The organism is Chitinophaga arvensicola (assembly GCF_900110835.1).
GTDB classification, from domain to species: domain Bacteria; phylum Bacteroidota; class Bacteroidia; order Chitinophagales; family Chitinophagaceae; genus Chitinophaga; species Chitinophaga arvensicola.
In genome coordinates, this window is record NZ_FOJG01000001.1 from 4151005 (window position 1) to 4172093 (window position 21089).

Annotated in this window: 13 protein-coding genes; 5 read left to right on the forward strand and 8 right to left on the reverse strand. The window is 45.8% G+C overall.

Annotated elements, in window-relative coordinates; translation table 11 throughout:
• Positions 1 to 60: 60 nt before the first annotated feature.
• From BMW79_RS17060 to BMW79_RS17070, 3 genes are all read left to right on the forward strand, one after another.
• Positions 61 to 3180, forward strand: a complete 3120-nt coding sequence (locus BMW79_RS17060; RefSeq protein ID WP_089896680.1) for a SusC/RagA family TonB-linked outer membrane protein — start codon at positions 61 to 63, stop codon at positions 3178 to 3180.
• A 63-nt stretch (positions 3181 to 3243) separates the two neighbouring features.
• A complete protein-coding gene (locus tag BMW79_RS17065; RefSeq protein ID WP_089896681.1) occupies positions 3244 to 5046 on the forward strand; it encodes a RagB/SusD family nutrient uptake outer membrane protein in 1803 nt (600 codons plus the stop codon).
• Positions 5047 to 5254: 208 nt separating this feature from the next.
• Positions 5255 to 5953, forward strand: a complete 699-nt coding sequence (locus BMW79_RS17070; RefSeq protein WP_089896682.1) for a response regulator transcription factor — start codon at positions 5255 to 5257, stop codon at positions 5951 to 5953.
• A gap of 150 nt (positions 5954 to 6103) precedes the next feature.
• On the opposite strand, the gene BMW79_RS17075 is transcribed toward BMW79_RS17070, so the two are convergent.
• The gene (locus tag BMW79_RS17075) at positions 6104 to 7624 is read right to left on the reverse strand and encodes a glycosyltransferase family 39 protein (RefSeq protein ID WP_089896683.1); all 1521 of its coding nucleotides are present in this window, start codon (positions 7622 to 7624) and stop codon (positions 6104 to 6106) included.
• A 287-nt stretch (positions 7625 to 7911) separates the two neighbouring features.
• On the opposite strand from BMW79_RS17075, the gene BMW79_RS17080 reads away from it, so the two are divergent.
• Positions 7912 to 8418 (forward strand): hypothetical protein, encoded by a 507-nt coding sequence (locus BMW79_RS17080; RefSeq protein ID WP_143059190.1) that lies wholly within the window; start codon positions 7912 to 7914, stop codon positions 8416 to 8418.
• Between the two features lie 41 nt (positions 8419 to 8459).
• Here the strand turns inward: BMW79_RS17080 and BMW79_RS17085 are convergent, their stop codons facing one another.
• Positions 8460 to 8948: a hypothetical protein gene (locus BMW79_RS17085; protein WP_143059191.1), complete on the reverse strand. Its 489-nt coding sequence runs from the start codon at positions 8946 to 8948 to the stop codon at positions 8460 to 8462.
• A 69-nt stretch (positions 8949 to 9017) separates the two neighbouring features.
• On the opposite strand from BMW79_RS17085, the gene BMW79_RS17090 reads away from it, so the two are divergent.
• Positions 9018 to 10919 carry a GxGYxYP domain-containing protein gene (locus BMW79_RS17090; protein WP_089896927.1) on the forward strand — a complete coding sequence of 634 codons (1902 nt, stop codon included), beginning with the start codon at positions 9018 to 9020 and terminating at the stop codon, positions 10917 to 10919.
• Positions 10920 to 10978: 59 nt separating this feature from the next.
• Here the strand turns inward: BMW79_RS17090 and BMW79_RS17095 are convergent, their stop codons facing one another.
• From BMW79_RS17095 to BMW79_RS17120, 6 genes are all read right to left on the reverse strand, one after another.
• On the reverse strand, positions 10979 to 13447 hold the full coding sequence (locus BMW79_RS17095; protein ID WP_089896686.1) for a zinc-dependent metalloprotease: 2469 nt from the start codon (positions 13445 to 13447) through the stop codon (positions 10979 to 10981).
• 10 nt (positions 13448 to 13457) lie between these two features.
• A complete protein-coding gene (locus tag BMW79_RS17100) occupies positions 13458 to 13904 on the reverse strand; it encodes a hypothetical protein (protein WP_089896687.1) in 447 nt (148 codons plus the stop codon).
• A 56-nt stretch (positions 13905 to 13960) separates the two neighbouring features.
• Complete coding sequence (locus BMW79_RS17105) at positions 13961 to 15469, reverse strand: RagB/SusD family nutrient uptake outer membrane protein (protein WP_089896688.1); 1509 nt, start codon at positions 15467 to 15469, stop codon at positions 13961 to 13963.
• A gap of 19 nt (positions 15470 to 15488) precedes the next feature.
• Positions 15489 to 18911, reverse strand: coding sequence for a SusC/RagA family TonB-linked outer membrane protein (locus tag BMW79_RS17110; RefSeq protein ID WP_089896689.1), 3423 nt, complete (start codon positions 18909 to 18911; stop codon positions 15489 to 15491).
• Positions 18912 to 19101: 190 nt separating this feature from the next.
• Positions 19102 to 20295 (reverse strand): FecR family protein, encoded by a 1194-nt coding sequence (locus BMW79_RS17115; protein WP_089896690.1) that lies wholly within the window; start codon positions 20293 to 20295, stop codon positions 19102 to 19104.
• Positions 20296 to 20379: 84 nt separating this feature from the next.
• On the reverse strand, positions 20380 to 20988 hold the full coding sequence (locus BMW79_RS17120; RefSeq protein WP_089896691.1) for an RNA polymerase sigma factor: 609 nt from the start codon (positions 20986 to 20988) through the stop codon (positions 20380 to 20382).
• Positions 20989 to 21089: the final 101 nt, after the last annotated feature.

Genomic DNA, 21089 nt, shown 5'->3' on the forward strand with positions numbered 1-21089 from the left:
CGCTTATCCAACCAAAATAACAGTAAGCTTTAAATTTTTAATCTACTAACTACATCAACAATGCTTAGAAAACTAAGATTGCTTGTGTTGCTGGCAGGCCCATGCCTGGGCGGAATGCTAAAAACAACTGATGCTTTTGCGCAGCAACCAGATCACATCCAGATCACCGGAAATATTCATGATGAACTCGGAGCCGCCATTCCCGGTGTATCGGTGGTAAACCTGACCACAAAAAATGGCGCCGCTACCAACGCAAAAGGATCTTTTGCAATCAACGCCAGAAGAGGGGATAGCCTTCTTGCCCGCCTGATAGGATATGAGCCTTATACTTTTGTTATCTATAAGACCATAGATTTTGACATCATCTTAAAAGCATCCCATTCCAGTCTGAATGAAGTGGTGGTGGTAGGTTTCGGACAACAGAAAAAAATCAGCCTGGTAGGTGCGCAGTCGACCGTTAATATTGAACAGCTCAAACAACCCGTGGCCAACCTGAGCGCCTCTCTTGCGGGAAGGATATCCGGTCTGGTAGGCGTACAGCGCTCAGGCCTGCCAGGATCTAACAGCGCCGACCTGTGGATACGGGGTATTTCTACTTTTAACCGTTCAGGCAATAGTGCCAGCCCATTACTGGTGGTGGACGGTGTGCAGAACAGGGATATCAACAGCTTTGATCCCGAAGACATTTCCTCCTTTACCATACTAAAAGATGCCTCTGCTACAGCCGTCTATGGTGTGGCCGGAGCAAATGGAGTGATCATCATCAACACAAAGAAAGGAATAGCAGGAAAGCCGGTACTGATGTTTAACTATAACCAGGGCATCTCTTCTTTCACCAAAAGACCGGAGCTTACCGATGGCGTAATGTATATGATGCTGCGCAATGAGGCAGAACGAAATTCAGGACTCACGCCGGAGTATTCCAATAACACGATCAACTCCACGATCCGGAAAGAAGACCCGAATTTATATCCTGATGTAGATTGGATGGACGCTATATTTAACAATACCAGCCAGAACAGACGTGCCAATTTCAGTTCCAGAGGCGGAAGTGACAATGCCACTTACTATATCGGTCTGGCTTATTTCGATGAGCAAAGCCTGGTGAAAACCGATCGTCTGCAAACCTATAATTCATCTCCCCGTTACAAGCGATATAATTTTACTTCCAACATCAATATGAACTGGACGAAGACCACCAAATTTGATCTTGGGATACAAGGATATATTTCCAATAACAATACGGCAGGTGTGTCTCCGGAAGATGTTTTCAGGAATGTGATGCAAACCAATCCGGTACTGTATCCGGTGATGTATCCGGGCAACCTGGTGCCGAGCGTGAATTCTCAGGGCGCACAACCTAATCCCTATGCGCAGATCACCCAGACAGGATTCAAGAATATATTCACCAACCAGGTTTTTTCCAATGCGAAATTAACACAGGATCTGGGAGCTCTCGTTCCCGGACTGTCGGCCTATGGACTGTTCTCTTTTGATGTCAGCAATGTGCATGAAATAGACCGCACCCGGCAAAGAAGCGGATGGCTGATCAATAAAGCCCGTCCCTATAAGGCAGACGGCAGTATTAACCTGAACCTCATTTCCAACGGAAGTGATGCGCTGGGTTATGGCAGGGCAAATAATTCTGTGAGACAACTTTATATCGAGTCTGCTTTAAACTATGAACATAGCTTCGGTAAAAAAAATAACGTGAGTGCCATGCTGCTTTTCAACCAGCGGGAACAGGTGCAGGCATTTGCAGGCGATGTTCCAGGCTCTATACCTTACCGTAGCATGGGACTCGCCGGAAGAGGCACCTACGCATATGATAACAAGTATTTTGCTGAAGTGAATTTTGGCTACAATGGCTCTGAAAACTTTGCCCCCAGCAGAAAATTTGGCTTCTTCCCTTCTTTTGGTGTAGGCTGGGTATTGTCTAATGAACAATTCTTTGAACCTATAAAACCCGTTTTCCAATTCTTCAAACTCCGTTATTCTGACGGTAAAGTCGGTGATGGTGGTAACGGAGGGAGAAGATTTGGTTACCTGACACTGGTAGCCACCAATCCGGGCGGAAATGATGTTGGACTGGATTTCGGTAAATCCGGATCGGTCATTGGCAGAGATGGCGTTGTTATCACAGATTACGGCACCGACGTTACCTGGGCTACCTCTCACAAACAGGATCTGGGAATGGAGTTTAAAACCCTGGGAGAGAAGCTTTCCTTAACGGTGGACGTATTTAAGGAAAGACGCTCAAAGATCTTTCTGCAAAGACAGTCGCTATCTTCTTTTGTAGGCCTTAACAGCAATCCATGGGCAAACCTGGGCGTCATCGACAACAAAGGTATTGAGGCCACCCTCGAATTATTGCCGGTTAAGATTGCCCGGGATATGACGTTGGATCTGCGTGGTACCTTCAGCTACAACCGCGATAAAGTGATTGAAAATGACCAGCCCGCCCAGCCATTCCCCTATATGGAGCGTCGGGGTACCAATTACAACGCCACTTTCGGGTATGTGGCAGAAGGACTTTTTACAGACCAGGCAGATATTGACAAACATGCAGATCAGACCAGGAACCTGGGCAAGGTGCATCCGGGAGATATAAAGTATAAGGATATGAATGGAGATGGTATCATCGACGCCAATGATATGACCCGTATCGGCAATGGAGATGTACCCACTACCATTTTTGGCTTTGGCGGTAATATTACCTGGAAAGGCTTCTATATCGGGGTATTCTTCCAGGGAGTAGCAGGAGCAGACCGGCTGCTGGGCGGAGATGGTATCATACCTTTCAACAACAGCACCGGACCCGAAAGGAGTAACCTCTTTGCTATCGCTGAAGACAGGTGGACACCAGACAATCCCAACCCCAATGCCTTCTATCCACGACTGGCATACGGCAATGCCGATAATAAAAATAACTCGGCCACTTCCACCTGGTGGGTAAAGGATATCGGCTTCCTGCGCCTTAAGACAGCAGATTTTGGCTACAACTTTCCTAAAGGTACCCTTAAAAGAATGGGATTAAAAAATGCCCGGTTATATGTACAAGGCTTAAACCTATTCTATTGGAGCAAGTTCAAGTTATGGGATCCGGAACTCAACACCAGCAATGGTACAAACTACCCTTTAACAAGATCTGTCAATATAGGTCTCCAGGCAAACTTTTAGCCGTATTTGCCACAAGTATAAAATCAGCCTGCTACCCGATTAACAGATAAAACTGACATGTAAATGAAAAAGACATTCATCATACTGACCACGCTCCTGGCATTAACTTTTTCTTCCTGTAAAAAGTACCTGGATCTGGCGCCCGATAATTTAATGACCATAGACGATATATTCAAGTCGAAACAGAGCACCGATAATTTCCTGGCCAATGTATATTTTTCTTTGCCCAATGAGCTGGAACAGCGGTTTACAGGTAATGAGAACTCCGGTCCCTGGACGGGGGCCAGTGATGAGTCAAAGTATAACTGGTCTTTCAACTATACCAATGTGATGAACATGGACGTATGGACAAGAACCGATAACGAGGTAAGTACCTATTGGACCAACTATTACAAAGCCATACGCAATGCTTCTTACCTCATCCAGAATATAGACAAGGCCAATTCTGCTGAAGTCAACGACGCATTAAAGAAACAATATAAGGCCGAAGCGAGGGCGCTTCGGGCCATGTTCTATTTCTTCCTGGTACGTACCTACGGCCCGGTAGTGCTGCTGGGCGAAAACCCTATTGACGTTAATACCCCGGCAGATCAGTTGAAGCTGTCCCGCTCTCCATTTGATAATTGTATCGATTTTATCACCACGCAGCTGGATCAGGCGGCGGCAGACCTGGGAAGCGACATTCCGGGAGGAAAGGAGTATGGCAGGATCACCAGCGGCGTGTGTAAGGCCTATAAGATCCAGGCACTGATGCTGGCGGCAAGTCCCCTCTGGAATGGCAACGCCGACTACGCCAACTTCAAAAACAGCGACGGCACCTTGCTGGCAAGTACCAGTTATGATCCCGGTAAATGGAAAAAGGCAGCGGATGCGGCAAAAGAATTCCTGGACACCTATGTCCCCAAATACTATGACCTGTACCGGGAGCAGGACGATGATCCCTTTACAGCTGCGTACCTGTCGTGCAGAAATGTGATGACAAATGAATGGAACAAGGAATGGATTTACGGCCGTCCCAACTCTAATAGTTATATGCGCTATGACAGAACACCGTTTCACGCGGGCCTGTCGGCAGATGAGCATGGAGCAGGCGCCCATGGCGCTACGCAGGCGATGGTGGATGCCTATTTTACAAAAAACGGATTACCCATCACCGACCCTGCCGCCGGGTATACCGCTGGCGGTTTTTCCAGTTTTCAAGCCCCGTTTGATGTGACTGCCCGGAGTACTTATAACCCGTGGACGAACAGGGAGCCCCGTTTCTACGTAGGCATCACCTACAACAACAGTTATTGGCTTTACCAGACAGGCGGCGTTACCATTATTTCCAATATGGAAAAGAGCGGGAACTCCGGCAGGGATCAAAGTACTTCTGACGTGTCGCCTACCGGGTATGTGGTACGGAAAGATGTGGCCGGCAACGACAATAGTCGCGGCGTAGTATACCTGAGGCTGGCGCAGATCTTTCTCGACTATGCCGAAGCCCTCAATGAATCCAGCCCGGGGGCCGCTGATATATTAAAATATCTGAACCTGGTACGCAGCCGGGCAGGCATACCCGGCTATGATGGTGTATCCATTCCGGTGCCTTCCGGTCAGGCTGCCGTACGGCAGGCCATCCGGGCGGAGAGAAGGGTGGAACTGGCCTTTGAAAGCGTACGGTATTTTGATGTCCGCCGCTGGAAAATTGCTAAAACCATGGGGAACGGGCCGGTATACGGTATGAATTTAAATGGAAACGGCCCTGATTTCTATAAAAGTACGGTCATCGAAACAAGGACATTTACGGACCGCGACTATTTATTCCCTATTCCCTATCAGCAGATCTTAATTAATCCTGCACTGGTGCAAAACCCAGGCTGGTAAGACCGCAGATTTCTGAAGGTTGGAAATTTACCGTTAACCATTAAACAGGAAAGGTTCCAATGCTCCGGCAGCCTCCCGGGCAGGAGCATTGGTTTTGTTATCGTCAACAGCACCACTGGTAGCTTAAAATGATGATTTGAGTTGTGACAATGCACAAGAGCATTCTTAAATGCAAAGAGTATCTCGTTTGCTCAATAAATTATAACTGATGGAAGCAAAAATTCTCCTGGTTGAAGATGATGTAGATCTGGGAAATTTGATCAGACAATGTTTTGAGATAAATGATTTCCAGGTCGATGTTGTAGCAGATGGAAGAGAAGCATACGAACTGATGGATAAAAATCCAGGGCATTATAATCTCCTGCTGATAGAGGCTTCATTACCTGGTATGGATGGGTTTGAGCTTGCGGAGAAAATAAAGGATATGGGCTGTGATACCTGTTTTGTTTTGTTTACTCAATGCGGAAGTAAAGGAGATCGCATACGTGGATTAAAAATTGGCGCCACGGATTGTATTTCAAAGCCGATAGACGTCGATGAACTTATACTTCGGTCGTACAACATTATCAGGCGTTTGTCTACCAGATTTTTATTTGACAGAAATGTTATCCAGTGTGGTGATGTGCGGCTCAATAGCGTATCAATGATGCTTTATGTAGGGTCGCGTGTTGAAATGCGGGTGAGCGCCAGTGAATCCGTACTACTGAATTTTTTGCTTAGCAACGAAAACAGGTTGGTAACCCGCAGGGAGATATTGGGTCATTTTCAAAAAAACAGTCACCCTTTTAGTGGACGTAGTATGGACGTTTTTATTTTCAGGTTGCGCAAGCGCCTGGAGGCATCCCGGTTTGTACGTATCGATTCTGTGTATGGCCGGGGATTTATTTTAAGCGTAAGAGACAGATAATTTGAAAAATTACCTCGCGGGCAATACCCCTCGCCTTTAAATCCTTGATGCTTTTCAGCGTAATAAATCAGATACGTTAAAAGGTCTGCTCCAGTTTATGAAAAAGGATTTTTCGGAGTTTTCATTGAGATCAATATTTAAAAAATGCACCTAATATTTTTTCTCTTCTACAATTTCATCTTTTATTCGCTGCCTTATGTCGATGTTGGCGCCCGTAAAAAGGAAAATTGTTGTTCCGTATTCCCGTGCATTCGGATTGGTGATCGCATCAGCTGCCACGCCGGTACGGAAATAAGCACCTGTTTGTTGCAATTCGTCATCCTTGTCAGAATAGTTTTTTACTCTGATCAGGTTTTCATACCGCTGGTCCAGTACAAACCAGTTGATATAATCGGCATTGAATGAAACGGCCTGTATCCCTTTTTTAGAATAATAATTTATGGCGCCTGCCTGTCCATAATTATCACAAAGTACCATGGTCTTGCTCCGGGTGGGTAGCTGCGCATAAATACTATCCACTTTGTGAGCGAGTTCCTGCCATCCAAGCATGTCTGCAAAGTCCTGCGGTAAGGCATGGTCTTTACCATCTTCCCAGCGAAGACGTCCCAATCTTTTATATTGCTGCTGGTGTTTCAGGATATATTCGGGACCATTATTTGGAAAAGCAACCTTGTACATTGGAAAGAAGGCAAGCAGGGGGATTATAATTACCAAAGGGCGTAAATATCTTTTCCAGTCACCCGACAATGCCCTTGAAAGAAAAACAGCACCAAAAGCCATATACACCGGATATACTCCCATGGCATAATAATCTTTTGCCTTAAAGTAGATGAAGATAGACAAGGTGAAGATGAATGTCCAGAAGAAGAGTCTGTATTTTTGAAACGGTTTGTATAATACCAAGGCACCTAATCCAGATAAAATCACAACTGCTGCACCAAAAAAGAAAAGCAACTGGGATTTTAAAAAGTCTGCCCTGTTCACATTCACTAATTGGTAGCGCGCTAACTCTTTCATGTGACGAACAACCGGAAAATCGTTGTTGTATTGCCATAGCAGATTGGGAAGAATAAGTACTAATGCAAGTAAAGCTGCCAGATAGAGTCCCTGACGGGTAAATACTTTTCGTTGAGGTGATAGTACCAGTGCCGGAAGAAACCCGAGGAGCAGGAATATTATGTTGTATTTATTCAGGAATCCAATGGCGAAAACAATGGCGGCAAGGAACAGCCATTTCTGCCTTTCGGAATTGATATACTTTATGGTGCAGTAGTAAAAGGCCGTCCAGCTCAGAACATCTAATGAATTAGGCTGGTAGAAGATATTTAAAGCCAATATGGCTGAAAATAGTACACAGGTTGCTCCTGTAATTAACGCGAACAGATCTCCGCCTAGTTCTTCAATTGCCTTCCATACTATCAGGATCGTCAAGGCTCCGAATAGCGCAGGAAAGAACTTAATCCAGAAGATTGAATTTCCCAGCAGCATGATCAGAAAGGAAATCCAGGAAGTCACGGGAGGCACCGATAAGTAGCCCCATGCCAGGTGGTGTGCCTGATCAAGATGTAAATACTCATCCCGTTGTAAATCGTATTCAGGGCTTATCAGTATATATTGTAATAAGAATTTTAATATGATGAATCCTGCTAAAACTATTGTTCTTTTTTTCATGAGTAATTATTAATACGGGTTTGTAATAAAAAGACATTTATTACAGTTATCATGTGCGCTTTATACGGGATAAAATATGAACCAAGATAAAAAATTTCTTTTAGCTATTGAATGGAAAAAAAGATAAAGTATGAATGGAGGTAGGCGTGGGGGGATTATTCTATTTCTTCTATGATCAGTATTTGTCTATCTTTACTATGTCTTCTACATTTAAGTATTCAGAAATTTGCTTGAAACGGATTCCCGTGGATATTGTGCACCTGTTATCCCGGACAAAAATAATTTTAATGAAACCTTGGAACAGTTTATTAACCCCAGCTACAATACTGAAACTCCGGATATTCATATGCCTGATGTTGCTGAACTGCATCGTTTTTGCACAAACCGGACCCGCAGGACATCCCGCTTTATCTGTTACACTGAAAAAAGGATATCTGCTCGTTTTTTTAGAAAAGGTGCAGGGCGCAAATTTATATCGCCAACCCAGAATTAAGTTAGGCCGGACTTTAAGAAAGATTAAAGGTTATGATGATAACAATGTTTCATCGCCTGTACTAAAGGTTTCTCCTGATGGTTCCTATCTCGCTATGGATCATATTATCATGGGCTATGTTTACCGGTCTGAAAAGGATAGTGTATACCATGAAAACTATAGCTGTGTCATTGTAGATTTAAAGAAGGCAGCAGTAATACGTTATCTTCAATCGGATTGTGATGGCGCCTGGGATGAAAATCGTAAATGGATTAGTAATGCAAACAGGCATTTGCCAATATCCGGCAAGCACAGCCAATAAACCCGCTGGTTATTTTTGCCAGGCATAGTCAAAGGATTGGGTTATTTCTCGCTTGTAATAGATGCTACACCTCCTGTTTGTATTTCATTATCAACGTAAAGTTCATAAAAGTCGCAGCTGTAGGTTACCGATCCCATGGATGCGTGAGGGCGCAGCTGGTATTTAAAATTATGAATAGCATGTATTTTACCGTCCGGTAGCCTTAAATAAACAGTGTCGCTTAGTCCGATCTCTTTTTCCCAAAAGCAATATCGCTGGTTTCTCAATGTCTTATTTGATATATCTGTAAACTTTATCTCCTCCCATTTCCCACGTCCGTCCCGGGAATCCGACAGTTTGACCCGGATTCCTTTTGTTCCATCGACAGTAAAGTTATTGAGATAAATGCCAAGTCCGCTAATGGTTCTTTGGGTTCCACAATCTTCGTTTCCTGTTGTATGATTGCCAGATGGACGACAAGCTTCAAAAGCAGTTATCAATAAAATAAAAAAAACAACCCGGCATGAATTACTTTTAACACAGATTCTCATGGTAAAGCATTAGACCTGAACACCGCAAATATCTTACCACGACAAATCATCTTAAGTTAATCAATGATCATGATAAGAAAGGCCGTCATAGCAGCCACCTTGCTGACAAGTATATTCCACGTTAATGCGCAAACGAAACAACCACGGATTGGGATGCTGGACATGAACTACACGGTTCATTTTGATCTCCGATACAAGGACAGTATAAAGATTGCCTGGGACCATACGCATGCCATGGCCACATTACAGGGAATTGTTAACCGGAAGTATCCGCAATTGTATATTTTCCTGGTAGAAAATGAAGGTATTAATATAGACAGATACTGGTGGAATAAATACCGGCAGCGCGACAAATGGTTATCAGGAAGAGATACCGTGTTGTATCCGGATATAGTCTCGGTGATAGCTGCCTATCAAAAAAACATCAGGGGTGCTGTTGTGTATGATCCGGCAGTAGCGGCTACCAGCAATATTGCTTCTTCCATAGCCGGATTGGAGGACCTGGTCGCCATCCGCTACGATACTTCTCCGGGCAGTCTTTATTCACAGGTAGTTATAAACGGCCCCCGCTTACCGGTAAGGGTCTGGCTGGTGAATAAGAACGGAACTTCCCTGTTTACCGGCCGGGGGACCGTGCCTGGCACACAGCGGCCTTCCACAGGCTCTGTCAAGAACGATGCGTACAGATGGTTTATTACGAATTATTTAGCCAAAGGGAGATGTAATACGGCATATGGCGCCTATTATATCGACCAGGCATGGATGACTCATCCGGGCATAGCTGCCAGGAATCATCATACGCTGAGTAATCATGATTTCTTTGTGAGCCGGAAGGGATTCTTCTTTGATTTAAGCCCCTGGAGCGATGAACAGGCCACAGATGATCCACAGCAAAAAGCAGGTACCGATCTGGAGACAATGAAAGAGATCCTGTTGATCGCCTACAAACAAAATAAAGGGAAGAAATATGCGTATCTCGGAGGGTTTCCTCCATGGGCCTATAAGTATACACAGCATGCCAAAGGCAGTCACGAAGATGTGGCCACCGAATGGGAATATTCAAAAGTTATCAGCGCTTACAATGCCTTTAAGGATGCAGACGCCATCAACTATGGAGCGTTGGCGAATGCTTCGTTCTGGCAGCATTTCCCACTAAAGAAAAAGTACCCGCAGCCCTGGATAACGGCCGACAGTCTCCGGGCACGGGGCTACCTGACTGCTGAGGGAAAAGTAAATGTAAACAAACGGAATTTTATCATTTTTTATGTGGGCGATTATGACGCCTCGTCCTGGGTATCACAAACTACGCCTACCATATGGGATAGCCCCGGGAGAGGTAAAGTCCCCTTGATGTGGTGTATCAGCCCTGTCTTGGCCGAGCGGATACCCATGGCCCTGGACTATCGCAGGGAAACAGCTACCGCCAATGATTATTTTGCGGCCGCCGATAACGGTGCCGGCTACCTGATGCCTGGTATGCTGCAGGCGCCACGACCGTTATCAGGACTTCCGGATGGGGTACAAGCCTGGGCGGCGCATAATAAGCCGTATTATCAGCGTTGGGGATTGTCCATTACAGGATTTATTATCGACGGGCATGCACCGGGACTTAACACCAAAGGAATCAATGCTTATGAGACATTTAGTCCGAATGGCATTATACCACAGAAATCTCCGCTCACTCTACTGCATAACAATATGCCGGTATTAAGAGCGGGTGATGATGTGAATGAAGATGATCCCCGGGAAGCGGCAAAGCATATCCTGCAACGGGTGCGGCAGCGGGAAGGGGCGGTTCCATTCCATTGGTTCCGGAATATTCTGAAAGATCCTTCCTGGTATGTGAAGGTGATGAAGGAGCTTCAGGCGCTGGATTCTTCCATTGAGCTGCTGGATGCGCCGGCATTTTTTGAGCTGTACCGGATTTACCTGAAGGAAAACCCTATTGCTGCAGCGGGAAAAGTTCAATGATCCAGTTATAAAAAAGGCCGCTTTGCTTTCGCAAAACGGCCCTTAGCTTTCATAGGGAATTACATGGTGTTTTTGTTGTTCTGTAATTGGGTAATCCTGTTCTGGAGATCTTCCAGGTGCATTCTGCTCATGGCATCTGAAGTATTTGGAATAGCTGTTTTAATTTCCTGTTCCAGTAAATACATATCAGCTTTCATAATGGAGGAGGCGTCCGTTTCTGACATTTCAGGCGTTTTAGCAAGTACTATACCCATCAGATTAGCAAAGTAAGCTTTCTGCAAAGTCCTGGAATAACTGTCTATCACTACTTTTTTCTCTTTCAATCCTTTCCAGATGCCCTTGTGAACGGCTGTGATATAATCATTGAGCTGTAGCGCATTTTCTCCAAACCGGTTCATATTTGCTGAAATAATATTCATCCTGGATACATCCAGTAAGCTGTTTATTGCGCGTACCTGCAGATCTTCAACGAAATCAGGATTGTTGGGGCTGACAGGCGTTTCCACCTTTGCGGTTACAACCGGATTTTTCAGCCAGAGCGGTGTGGTGAAAAGTTGCTGGTTGAAGAATTCCACTGCTTCTAACTGCAAGGCTGCCGGTACCATTTCAAATACTTTCATGGTATCGCCATCGGGACGTAAGGTTTTATGTATGCCTGCAATGTTGAGTAATACGTGATCCAGGTAGCGTACATACTGTCTTTTTACATTCAGATACATCTCCGCAAGATTTTCCTGTACACCTCCTTCTTCGTAGGTCCATTCAGGTAAGTGCGGTACAATGCGTTGCAGGTTTTTAATACCATATGTGCTTGCTTTCACGGCATTATCGCCCAGGTCTTCTGTCTGGTTACGGGCATCTATTTTCTGGGTTTCTCCATCACCGAACCAGAGCCTTGGATTTTTTGCAAAGCGGTCGCTGATCCATTTACGTACAATCCTGGTATCTTCGTCCACATCTTTTGCAAAGGAGGCTTTGTAGCCCCATTCTATCGCCCATTTATCGTATTCGCCTATCCGGGGAAAGAGGTATTCCTGCGGGATATTATCTTCCGGCTGCGCTACATAGTTGAAGCGGGCGTAGTCCATAATGCTGGCGGTGTGTCCGTGTTGCTTCAGGTAGGCAAGGCTTCTCAGGCTATCTACCGGTGTACGGGAGCTGCTGCCAAAGTTGTGACGCAGCCCGAGGGTATGGCCTACTTCATGACTGGAAACAAATCGTATCAGCTGCCCCATCAGCTCTTCGCTGAATTTGGCCTTACGTGCGGCAGGATCGGTGGCACCTGCCTGTACCTGGTACCAGTCGTGCACCAGCGACATCACGTTATGGTACCAGCCTATTCTCGTTTGTATGATCTCTCCGCTGCGGGGATCATTTACGTGAGGGCCATATGCGTTGGCTGTTTCAGAAGGGAAGTAATGCAGTACGGAATAACGTACATCGCCCAGTTGCATGTTGGGGTCGTTTTCCGGCCATTCTTTACCAATGATGGCGTTTTTAAAGCCGGCCTGCTCAAAGGCTTTCTGCCAGTCGTTAATACCCAGTATCAGGTATTTACGCCACTGTCTGGGAGTGGCAGGGTCAATATAAATAACGATAGGTTGCTCAGGTTCTACCAGTTCGCCTCTTTTCCACCTGGCTATATCTTTGGAGCGGGGTTCCAGTCTCCACCGGGTTACCACCTGTCTTTTTTCGACTTTTTGCTGACTGTCTGCAAATTGGTTGAAGTCCTCTGTGAAGTATCCAACACGCGGGTCGAACAGTCTTTGTTGCATCGGTATTCTGGGTAGTGCAACAAAGGAGATATGCGTCATTATACTAACAGGCTCCGGTGGTGTGCCTTTTGCTGCAGTCAGGTCTTTAGAAGTGCTTATCTCTACGTTTATAGGATAAACAAGAATCGACTTTACTTTGGCATTTTTCACGGAGGAATAAGTGGCTTCTTTTGACAACTGGCTTTCACCTATCTCATTGATGAAAGTGTTTCCTGTCAGAAAAGCGGTGGCATCTATTACATAGGAAGTGGAATCAGCAGAAATGGCCCTGATGGGAAAGGTATAGGCGACAGGGTTATAGTTGGAACGTTCTACTGCTTTATAGATATCGTCTTTAACATCGGCCCTGTTGACCAGGAGATTAAATCTGATGGTAATGGTGGAATCCTCATTTTTTTCAAATTGTATAACTCTTTCTTTCAGTTCTTCGCCTGCAAACATTGCGGAGCCTGCGGGTGCATTTTCCAGCCGGTTCACGGTCATAATATCCCGGCGCAGAATGGAATCAGGAATTTCAAAATAGATGGAGTCTTTGTATTGATGAACGGTGAATAATCCCCGTTTGGTGTCATAGCCGGCACTGATCACTTCTTTGTAGGGTTTGATCTGCCTGTTATCTTTTGGTAATGTGGCAATGATGGCAATTACCTTTGCGGTATCCTTCTTTGCGGTATCTGTAGCGGGCGCCTGTGCTGCTGCACCTGACGCCGCTGCCAGAAAAGCAAATGTTACTATTCCCTTCTTGATAGGCATCTATATTGGTTTAAAAGTTGAAACAATCGGATTGGAAGGCGGAGAATCCTTCACCAATCCTGGTGATATTTACTTCCTTGTAGCCATTGGCTAATTTCAGGAAATAGGCGGCCCTGGAGGCAGAGCGGCCATCCCATATCAGTTGCACGGGAATGGAGAAGACTTTGTCTCTTTTGATCAGGTACGCAGCGCTGAGCGGCTCCATAGACTCATCTGCACGAAGGTCTATCACTATACCGCCTGGCTGTTCTTTTGCCCATTTGGCGAGCCAGGGAATAGCTACAGGCCGGTAGGTGTTCAGGAGGTTCACAAGCGCTTCGTCATTGGCCGGATCGGCTAAGTGAATAGGCAGCTTTTCTTCATCCGGTGGCAGCTTTTTTCTGGCAGCTGGTCCTTCGGGCATACAGCCTGCCGACAGGATAACCATCAGCAGGATAATGAGACATTTTTTATTCATGGTTTTTGTATTGTTTTATCTTTCTTTTATGGCGGAAGAAGAGAAACGGTCAACAGCTAGTATCCCGGGTTCTGAATAATATGCGGATTATCAGACGTTTCCTTGACGGGTATGGGATATAATAGCTGGGTGGTTTGCCAGGGTTGCTTATAGGTCAGCTGGCTCAACACCTTATCTGCTTTTTGTGTACGTTTCAGGTCCAGCCACCGGTGGCCCCATTCGGCGAACAGTTCTACCCGTCTTTCCTGTGCTACGGCGTCCAGCAGCGCTTCCCTGGTACCGGCGGTGGTATTGGCCAATCCGGCCCTTCCCCGGATGATATTGATATCATCTGCCGCTCCGGCGTTGTTATTAAGTTGTGCACGGGCTTCTGCGCGGATAAGATACTGTTCAGCCAGGCGCAATACCATATAGTACTGGGGCATGGGGCCATTTACCTGGCTTTCCTGTTCCGTATATTTAAATGCGAAGTAGTACGTCATGCTATTATAGGGAGCTATTGCTGGTGTTGGCAGGCTGTCGGTCCATTTTTCCTTACGCTTATCGCCTCCTTCAAAAGCGGATGCCTGCTGATCAGACAGATAATAGGCAGGGACTAAATAAGGGACGAGGAGAGGAAAAAAATCAGGGTCCTGATATAACAGCTGCGTTGAAGGGTCCAGTGCGGTATAGCGGGTAAGTGGCACCATGTTTTTTCCTTCCCATGTTACATTCCCCGGTTGTATATTTATAGCATTCAGCATCAGTTGCCAGATCGCTTCCCGGCTGTTCTTCAAAAACACTTTTTCCGGTTCTGCGAGCAATGTGAACTGTCCTGCGTTGATTACTGCAGTGGCATTTTTTTCTGCTTCTTCCCAGTGTTTCACGTAAAGATGTACTCTGGCCAATAAGGCGGTAGCAGCCCATTTATTGGGTCTTATGCGTTCTCCGTTGGTGATAGCATAATCCGATCCCAGTTTTGATTTTGCATCTTCCAGGTCGCTGATCATCTGGGTATAAACACCATCAGCAGGCGTTCTTTCCATCAACACGGTTTTTGTATAATCGGTGGTAAGTACCAGGGGTACATCTCCGAATGAGTTGACCAGGTAGAAATAACAAAAAGCTCTTACAAATTTGGCTTCTCCGATACCCTGTGCCCGGGTACTATCTGTAACGTTTGGCGACCGGGAGTTATTGATGCCCTCAATTATTGCATTGGCTTTGTAAATAATCTGGTAGGCGGGAACCCAGATACCGTTACCCGGCACGCCGTTGTTGATGTTAATTTTGTTTGACAGGAACTGGTAGTCTTCCGCATCAATGGTGCTGTTCTTATTCACCAGTTCATCAGACGACATGCCACTATAAATGGTGAAGCCGCCATTGCTGAACGTCATACTGCCTATTCCTGTAATCAGCTGGGAGTAAAGACCAGCGAGTGCCGCATCCACCATTTCCGGCGATTCGAATACCTTTTCTGTATTGATGGTTTTGGTAGGCGGATTTATTTCTATCAGTTTTTTGCAGCTGCATGAAAATGTGATCAGGCAGGCCAGCAGTAGTAACTTATATGGTTGTATCATATTTATTCAGGATTGTTGATCAGAAAGTACTGGAAAACCCGGCAGTAATCGTTCTTACAGGCGGCATAGAACCAAATGACGTAACATCGGGGTCCAGTCCCTTGTATTTGGTGATGGTAAAGAGATTCTGGGCATTCACATTAATAGCCAGGCGCTCCATTTTTATTCTCTTTAACAATTGTTTGGGCAGGTTGTATGATAATGCGACCGTTTTGATACGGATATAACTGGCATCTGTATAGCCTCCGTCAGAATAGCTATAGTTGTAAATGTCAGGGTCATATTTTGCACTCAGTGCAGGCGCTTTGCTTTGCTGACCAGGAGTTGTCCACCGGTTCTCATAGCTCCATAGCGGCATGTTGCCGATGCTGACCAGGGTCGGGCCTGTAGCGTTTAATCCCACTTTTTTCTGGAACTCCGTCATTATGCTAAGCGACAGATTCTTATAAGCAAACTGGTTGTTAAACCCTCCCGTAAAATCCGGCACTGTTTGCATCCTGATATACCTGTCATCTCCTGCTGTGCCAGGGATCACTCCTTCCACTCTTTTAATACTGCCGTCATGATTAATATCTTCATATTGATATTTACCGGTAGCCGGATCAATACCTTTTAAATGAAAGAGGTAGGTCTGGCTGATAGGCTCGCCCACTATATACCTGCTCCGGTAAGGAGATTCGTCCAGTTTCGGATAGGAAAGCAGTTTGTTGACGTTTTTACTGATGTTGAAGCCGGTGTTCCAGGAAAATCCTGTTTCCCCGAATACCTGAAACGTAAGGATTCCTTCCCATCCTTTGTTCTGTACTTTGGCCGGCAGGTTTGCCAATACGGAACTGAATCCGGTATAGTTGGGCGTAAGGTAATCTACCAGCTGGTCATAGGACTGTTTGTAATAGCGGGATACATTCAGTGTAAGCCGTTCGTCAAAGAATCCCATATCTACAGCTACTTCCGCCTGCCGGTTTACTTCCCAGTGGAAATTGGGATTGAATTGCAACTGGGAAGAAAGCGGTACAACGCCATTGTACGAAAGAAGATAGGGGTCTGTATTACCCCATTGTGTGAGGAATTTATAGTCGGAACTAGGATCGCTTCCCGCAGTACCATAACTTCCCCGCAGTTTAATTAAACTGAAGAATGCCGGGAGAAACTGCTTCATCCAGGATTCCTGGCTCATGATCCATGCGCCACCAACGGAGCCGAAATTACCAAACTGGTTGCCCGGACCAAACCGGCTGCTGCCATCACGGCGCGCGTTCAGATTAATTACATATTTTTTGTCCCAGTTTAAGAAGATACGGCCGAATACCCCGGCATATTTATATTCTGCGTAGTTATCTGCGACATTGATACTGGCAGCGTTGGCAAAGCTGCCGAGCAATGCGTCATTTACAAATCCATAGCCGGTAGTGCTGGTGGCGCCGGTGATGGCGTTCTGCAAGGTAGCTCCTGCCAGAATGGTCAGTTCTCCTTTTCTTTTAATCTGCCCGTTGTAGGCTAATTGTGGCTCCACGCTCCAGTTGGTACTGGTACTGTTACCCAGGTTTCTTGTGCCTGATCTTTTAGTGGTGGTATAAGGATCCTGAGACGCAATAGGGGTTAATATAGTTTGTGTATTACTCAGATTGTTATAACCCAGGTTAACTTTTAGCTCCAGGCCTTTGTAGAGTTTGTATTGCAATGCAAGGCTACTGTATAAACTTTTGCTTTTGCTGTCGTTGGGTGTTAACAGGCCGGAAAATGGCATAGTAAGACCTGCCGCCTTCCACTCCTTATAATTCAGATTCCCTTGTTCGTTGAAGATGGAAGGCGCATTAGGGGGTAGGGAAGTGGCCTGAGGGCCTAACCCAATATTAATGGTATTGGCAGATGAAAAATTATAACTGCCGTTAAAGGTCATCATGAAGCGCTGGTCCTTGCTTTGGTTGGTAATGCTATATCCAACTGATGCTTTCTGGTTGGCGCCACTATGCGTAGTGATGTCTGAAGTGCGGCCATAAGCGCCGGATAAACGGAACGTGGTTTGTTGGGTACCTCCCGACACAGACGTTTGTGCATTCATCCAGTTCCCGGTTCGTCCCCATATGTATTTTTGCCAGTTGGTATACCTGGTGCTATCCAAAACAAACAGGTCTGGTGCATAGCCCGGCGATCCGGGTTGCGGGGAAGGTGTAAGGCCATCGTTTTTAAAGGCTTCTTTACGCATGGCAATGTATTGTTGCGTATTCAGCATATCCCATTGCCTGGTGATAAAACTTACGCCCTGTGAAAAGTCCAGGTTAAAGCTGGTTTTTCCGGGTTTCCCTTTTTTGGTAGTGATCAGTATTACCCCATTAGCTCCCCGGCTACCATAAATAGCAGTGGCGTCTGCATCCTTCAGTACATCGATCGACTCAATATCCGAAGGGTTGAAGTTGTACAGCGGACTTATACCGCCTGAACCCTGCGACTGCCGGGTTTGGTCCATTCCTCTTGAAACGGCGGTTTCACCTGGAGCATAAACGGCATTCGATGTTAAATCCAGTACAGTCAGTGCCACCCCATCTACCAGGATTAAAGGATCGCCAGTAATAAACGGGTTCAGACTGTTCCTTCCCCGGATCTCTATTTTCACAGCTCCACGATCGTATCCGGATTGCTGGGATATGACCATTCCCGGTACTCTTCCCTGTAATGCCAGTAACGGGTTCTGAATAGGTTGTTTTTGAATTTCCGCTGCTTTAACAGATACCACATTTCCGGTTGCAAATCTTTTTGTAGTAGTGCCATAGGCAATTACTACCGTTTCATCCAGGCTATTCATTGTCCGTTCCAGTTCGATATTAAGCATACCATTGTCTGACATTGGAATTTCCCGGGGCTTAAATCCCATGCAGCTGATAGCCAGCACGGAGTTCAGGGGAACATCGGCAAGAAAGTAAACGCCTGCGTCGTTGGTAATAGTCCCTTTTACCTGGTTTTTGATCTTCATGGATACGCCGGCTACCGGTGCGCCATCGGCGGTGATGGTACCATAAACGCTAATGACGGAATCCTTGAGACTACCTCCCTTTACACCGGGTTCTTTCTGTTGTTCCCTGTTTACTTTTTTAGCGCTCAGGAATATGGTATTGTCTTCCATACGCCAGTTGATAGGCTGGTTGGCTAACACCTGGTTCAGAAATGCGTTTAATGAAACATTGGCAACAGTGAGCGTAACCGGTTTGGCATCGTTATACAAATTGCGGGGTGCTAAAAAGAAGACCCCTGTTTGTTTATTCACTTTATCCAATACTTCCTTCAGGGTAGCATTTTTAACAGAAAGCGAAATGGTTTTGCCGGCTGTCTGGGCTTGCGCTGAGATGGCAGCTGACAGCAGCAGTACGATCAGCATTTTCAGGAAGCGTAGATTGTAGTTGGCATTTACCCCTTTGTTCCAGCAGCGACATGCTGTTTGTTGCATAAATTGCGAAAATTTTGGTTGTTAAAAAATTGGCCACAGGCGAGACTTTTTCAGTCTCCCTCACTTGACGGCAGCGCTATACGGCTCCCATTTTCTTTTTTTTACAGCGCATAAGATCCCCTGGCAGCACTGCTTTGATCAGGAGCAGCGTCACCGGTTTCTTGAATGTACTTGGAGGGATGTTTTCCCGTTATGGCAAAATGATCAGCCGCTTGTTTTCAAGCCGGTAATTGATCTGCCATTCTTTCAGGGCTTTCAAAAATGAAGAGAGTGTTACATTCCGGCTCATTTCACCAGTAAAATAGATATCGGGTATCTTATCATTCTCATACACTACTTCTATGTCATACCATCTTTCTATTTCTTTCATCACCTCTTTTAAGGAGGCGCCTTCCAGGTTAAATGCACCGTTTTTCCATGCTACCGCTTTATTGATATCAGCGTCAGGAATGACCTTTATTTTATCAGCGGCATCTATGTCATGAGCAATCTTTATCTGTGCAGCCTGGCCCGGTTTGAGGATCACTCTTCCGGAGGCGGCTGTCCCTTTTATTGATGTATGTTTTACAGCTACTGCGCCGCTTATCAAAGTGGTGTTGATGGTGCCGTTATCGCCGTAGGCGTTGATGTTGAAGCTGGTTCCCAGTACTTCTACCTGCGCTTGGTTGCCCGCGCTGATCCGGAAGGGCATTTTACTGTTCTGCGCTACTTCAAAGTAGGCTTCTCCTGTGATTTCCACTTTTCTTTCGGTGCCATTGAAAAGGGTAGGATACCTGATGGAACTGGCGGCGTTCAGCCAAACCATTGTCCCATCCGGCAGTTGCAGGTTGAATTGCCGTCCTTTGGGAGTGTTGATGGTGTTATAAGTTACCTCATTGGCCGACCCGGCTACCGGGTTGTAGGAAAGTTGCCCGCTGTCGAGCAGCACCCGGGCGCCATTTTGTGAGGCCACCAGTCCGTTTTTTGCACTGTCGAGTACTACCTGGCTGCCATCCGATAGGGTAAGTATGGCTCCTTTATGCGCCGGCGCCACATCTGCCATGGTTGGTGTGTGTATGGTTTGATGTTGTTGTAATAAATAATAAGCAGTACCTGCTGCCAGTAATAAAGTAACGGAGGCTGCCGCCCACCACCGGCGGAGTGTGAATACGCGGGGTATTACGGCTGGTGCTTTATCAACGGCTACAATAGCCTGTAAAATAGCCTGTGCTTTTTCTGCAGGTATATCAGCGGTAGTGGTTGTACGAAAGAACGATTGCTCCAGCAGTTCCTGTGCAGGAACTGTATTTTCCCTGTCGGCCAGCCAGCTTCTCAATATATTCATTTCCTCTTCAGTGGCCTTACCGGCCAAAGCCCTCTCATAGATCTCTAAAACTCTTTCCATAATCAAACTTCACAATGATTTTAGTTGTACTGTATATAAAGACAATCGTGGTTGAGCGTTTGGGGGGGATAACAAAAAAAAATTTCAGGAAAATAATATAAGACAGCATACGATGGCTAAAACATCGCCATTTGCGTGGGCCATGCAGTAAGCTCTTATACTTTTCAAAGCCTGGTCCAGGTGGTATTTAATGGTTTCCGGAGCAATATTCAGCAATGCGGCGGCTTCTTCCCGTTTATATCCCTGTTGTTTGATCAGCTCATAAGTTTCCTTTTGCCGGGTGGGGAGCCTGGCAACAGCGGTGTTGAGTAATTCCCTGAACCTGCTTTCATCAGCCGTAATACCCGGGTAGGAGTTGCCTTCATGCACTTCTTTCAGCCATTCCTGGATGGTCCGTTTGTGTAATTGCTCTTTTTTAATAGCGTTGAGGGTAAGGTTGGAGGCAATCCTGTACAGCCAACCGGGGAAGTTGGTTATATCAGGCAGGGTGCTTCTGTTCAGCCATACTTTCAGAAAAGTATCCTGTACAATTTCTTCGGCAAGCATTTCTTCTCCTGCCATTCTTAAGCTATTTGTGTAAACAACAGGCCGGTAGTGATCAAATAACTGTGCAAAAGCATTCACATCACCTGCGGCGACCAGGTTAAGGAACTCCTGTTCATTAGTGAGTAAATGCTTTTCTGTAATTGGCATGGAAACTTTCCCTGTTTATGGTTACGTGGGCGCAATATTAGCAAAATAGGAAGTTAAGAAAAAGGGATATTTTCAAAAATATTATTTGCGCAAGTGAATAC

What these genes read in the sequence shown, in the direction of transcription:
- BMW79_RS17060 (WP_089896680.1), top strand. Translation starts at nt 61, where the DNA reads ATGCTTAGAAAACTAAGATTGCTTGTGTTGCTGGCAGGCCCATGCCTG.
- BMW79_RS17065 (WP_089896681.1), top strand. Translation starts at nt 3,244, where the DNA reads ATGAAAAAGACATTCATCATACTGACCACGCTCCTGGCATTAACTTTT.
- BMW79_RS17070 (WP_089896682.1), top strand. Translation starts at nt 5,255, where the DNA reads ATGGAAGCAAAAATTCTCCTGGTTGAAGATGATGTAGATCTGGGAAAT.
- BMW79_RS17075 (WP_089896683.1), bottom strand. Translation starts at nt 7,624, where the DNA reads ATGAAAAAAAGAACAATAGTTTTAGCAGGATTCATCATATTAAAATTC.
- BMW79_RS17080 (WP_143059190.1), top strand. Translation starts at nt 7,912, where the DNA reads ATGAAACCTTGGAACAGTTTATTAACCCCAGCTACAATACTGAAACTC.
- BMW79_RS17085 (WP_143059191.1), bottom strand. Translation starts at nt 8,948, where the DNA reads ATGAGAATCTGTGTTAAAAGTAATTCATGCCGGGTTGTTTTTTTTATT.
- BMW79_RS17090 (WP_089896927.1), top strand. Translation starts at nt 9,018, where the DNA reads ATGATAAGAAAGGCCGTCATAGCAGCCACCTTGCTGACAAGTATATTC.
- BMW79_RS17095 (WP_089896686.1), bottom strand. Translation starts at nt 13,447, where the DNA reads ATGCCTATCAAGAAGGGAATAGTAACATTTGCTTTTCTGGCAGCGGCG.
- BMW79_RS17100 (WP_089896687.1), bottom strand. Translation starts at nt 13,904, where the DNA reads ATGAATAAAAAATGTCTCATTATCCTGCTGATGGTTATCCTGTCGGCA.
- BMW79_RS17105 (WP_089896688.1), bottom strand. Translation starts at nt 15,469, where the DNA reads ATGATACAACCATATAAGTTACTACTGCTGGCCTGCCTGATCACATTT.
- BMW79_RS17110 (WP_089896689.1), bottom strand. Translation starts at nt 18,911, where the DNA reads ATGCAACAAACAGCATGTCGCTGCTGGAACAAAGGGGTAAATGCCAAC.
- BMW79_RS17115 (WP_089896690.1), bottom strand. Translation starts at nt 20,295, where the DNA reads ATGGAAAGAGTTTTAGAGATCTATGAGAGGGCTTTGGCCGGTAAGGCC.
- BMW79_RS17120 (WP_089896691.1), bottom strand. Translation starts at nt 20,988, where the DNA reads ATGCCAATTACAGAAAAGCATTTACTCACTAATGAACAGGAGTTCCTT.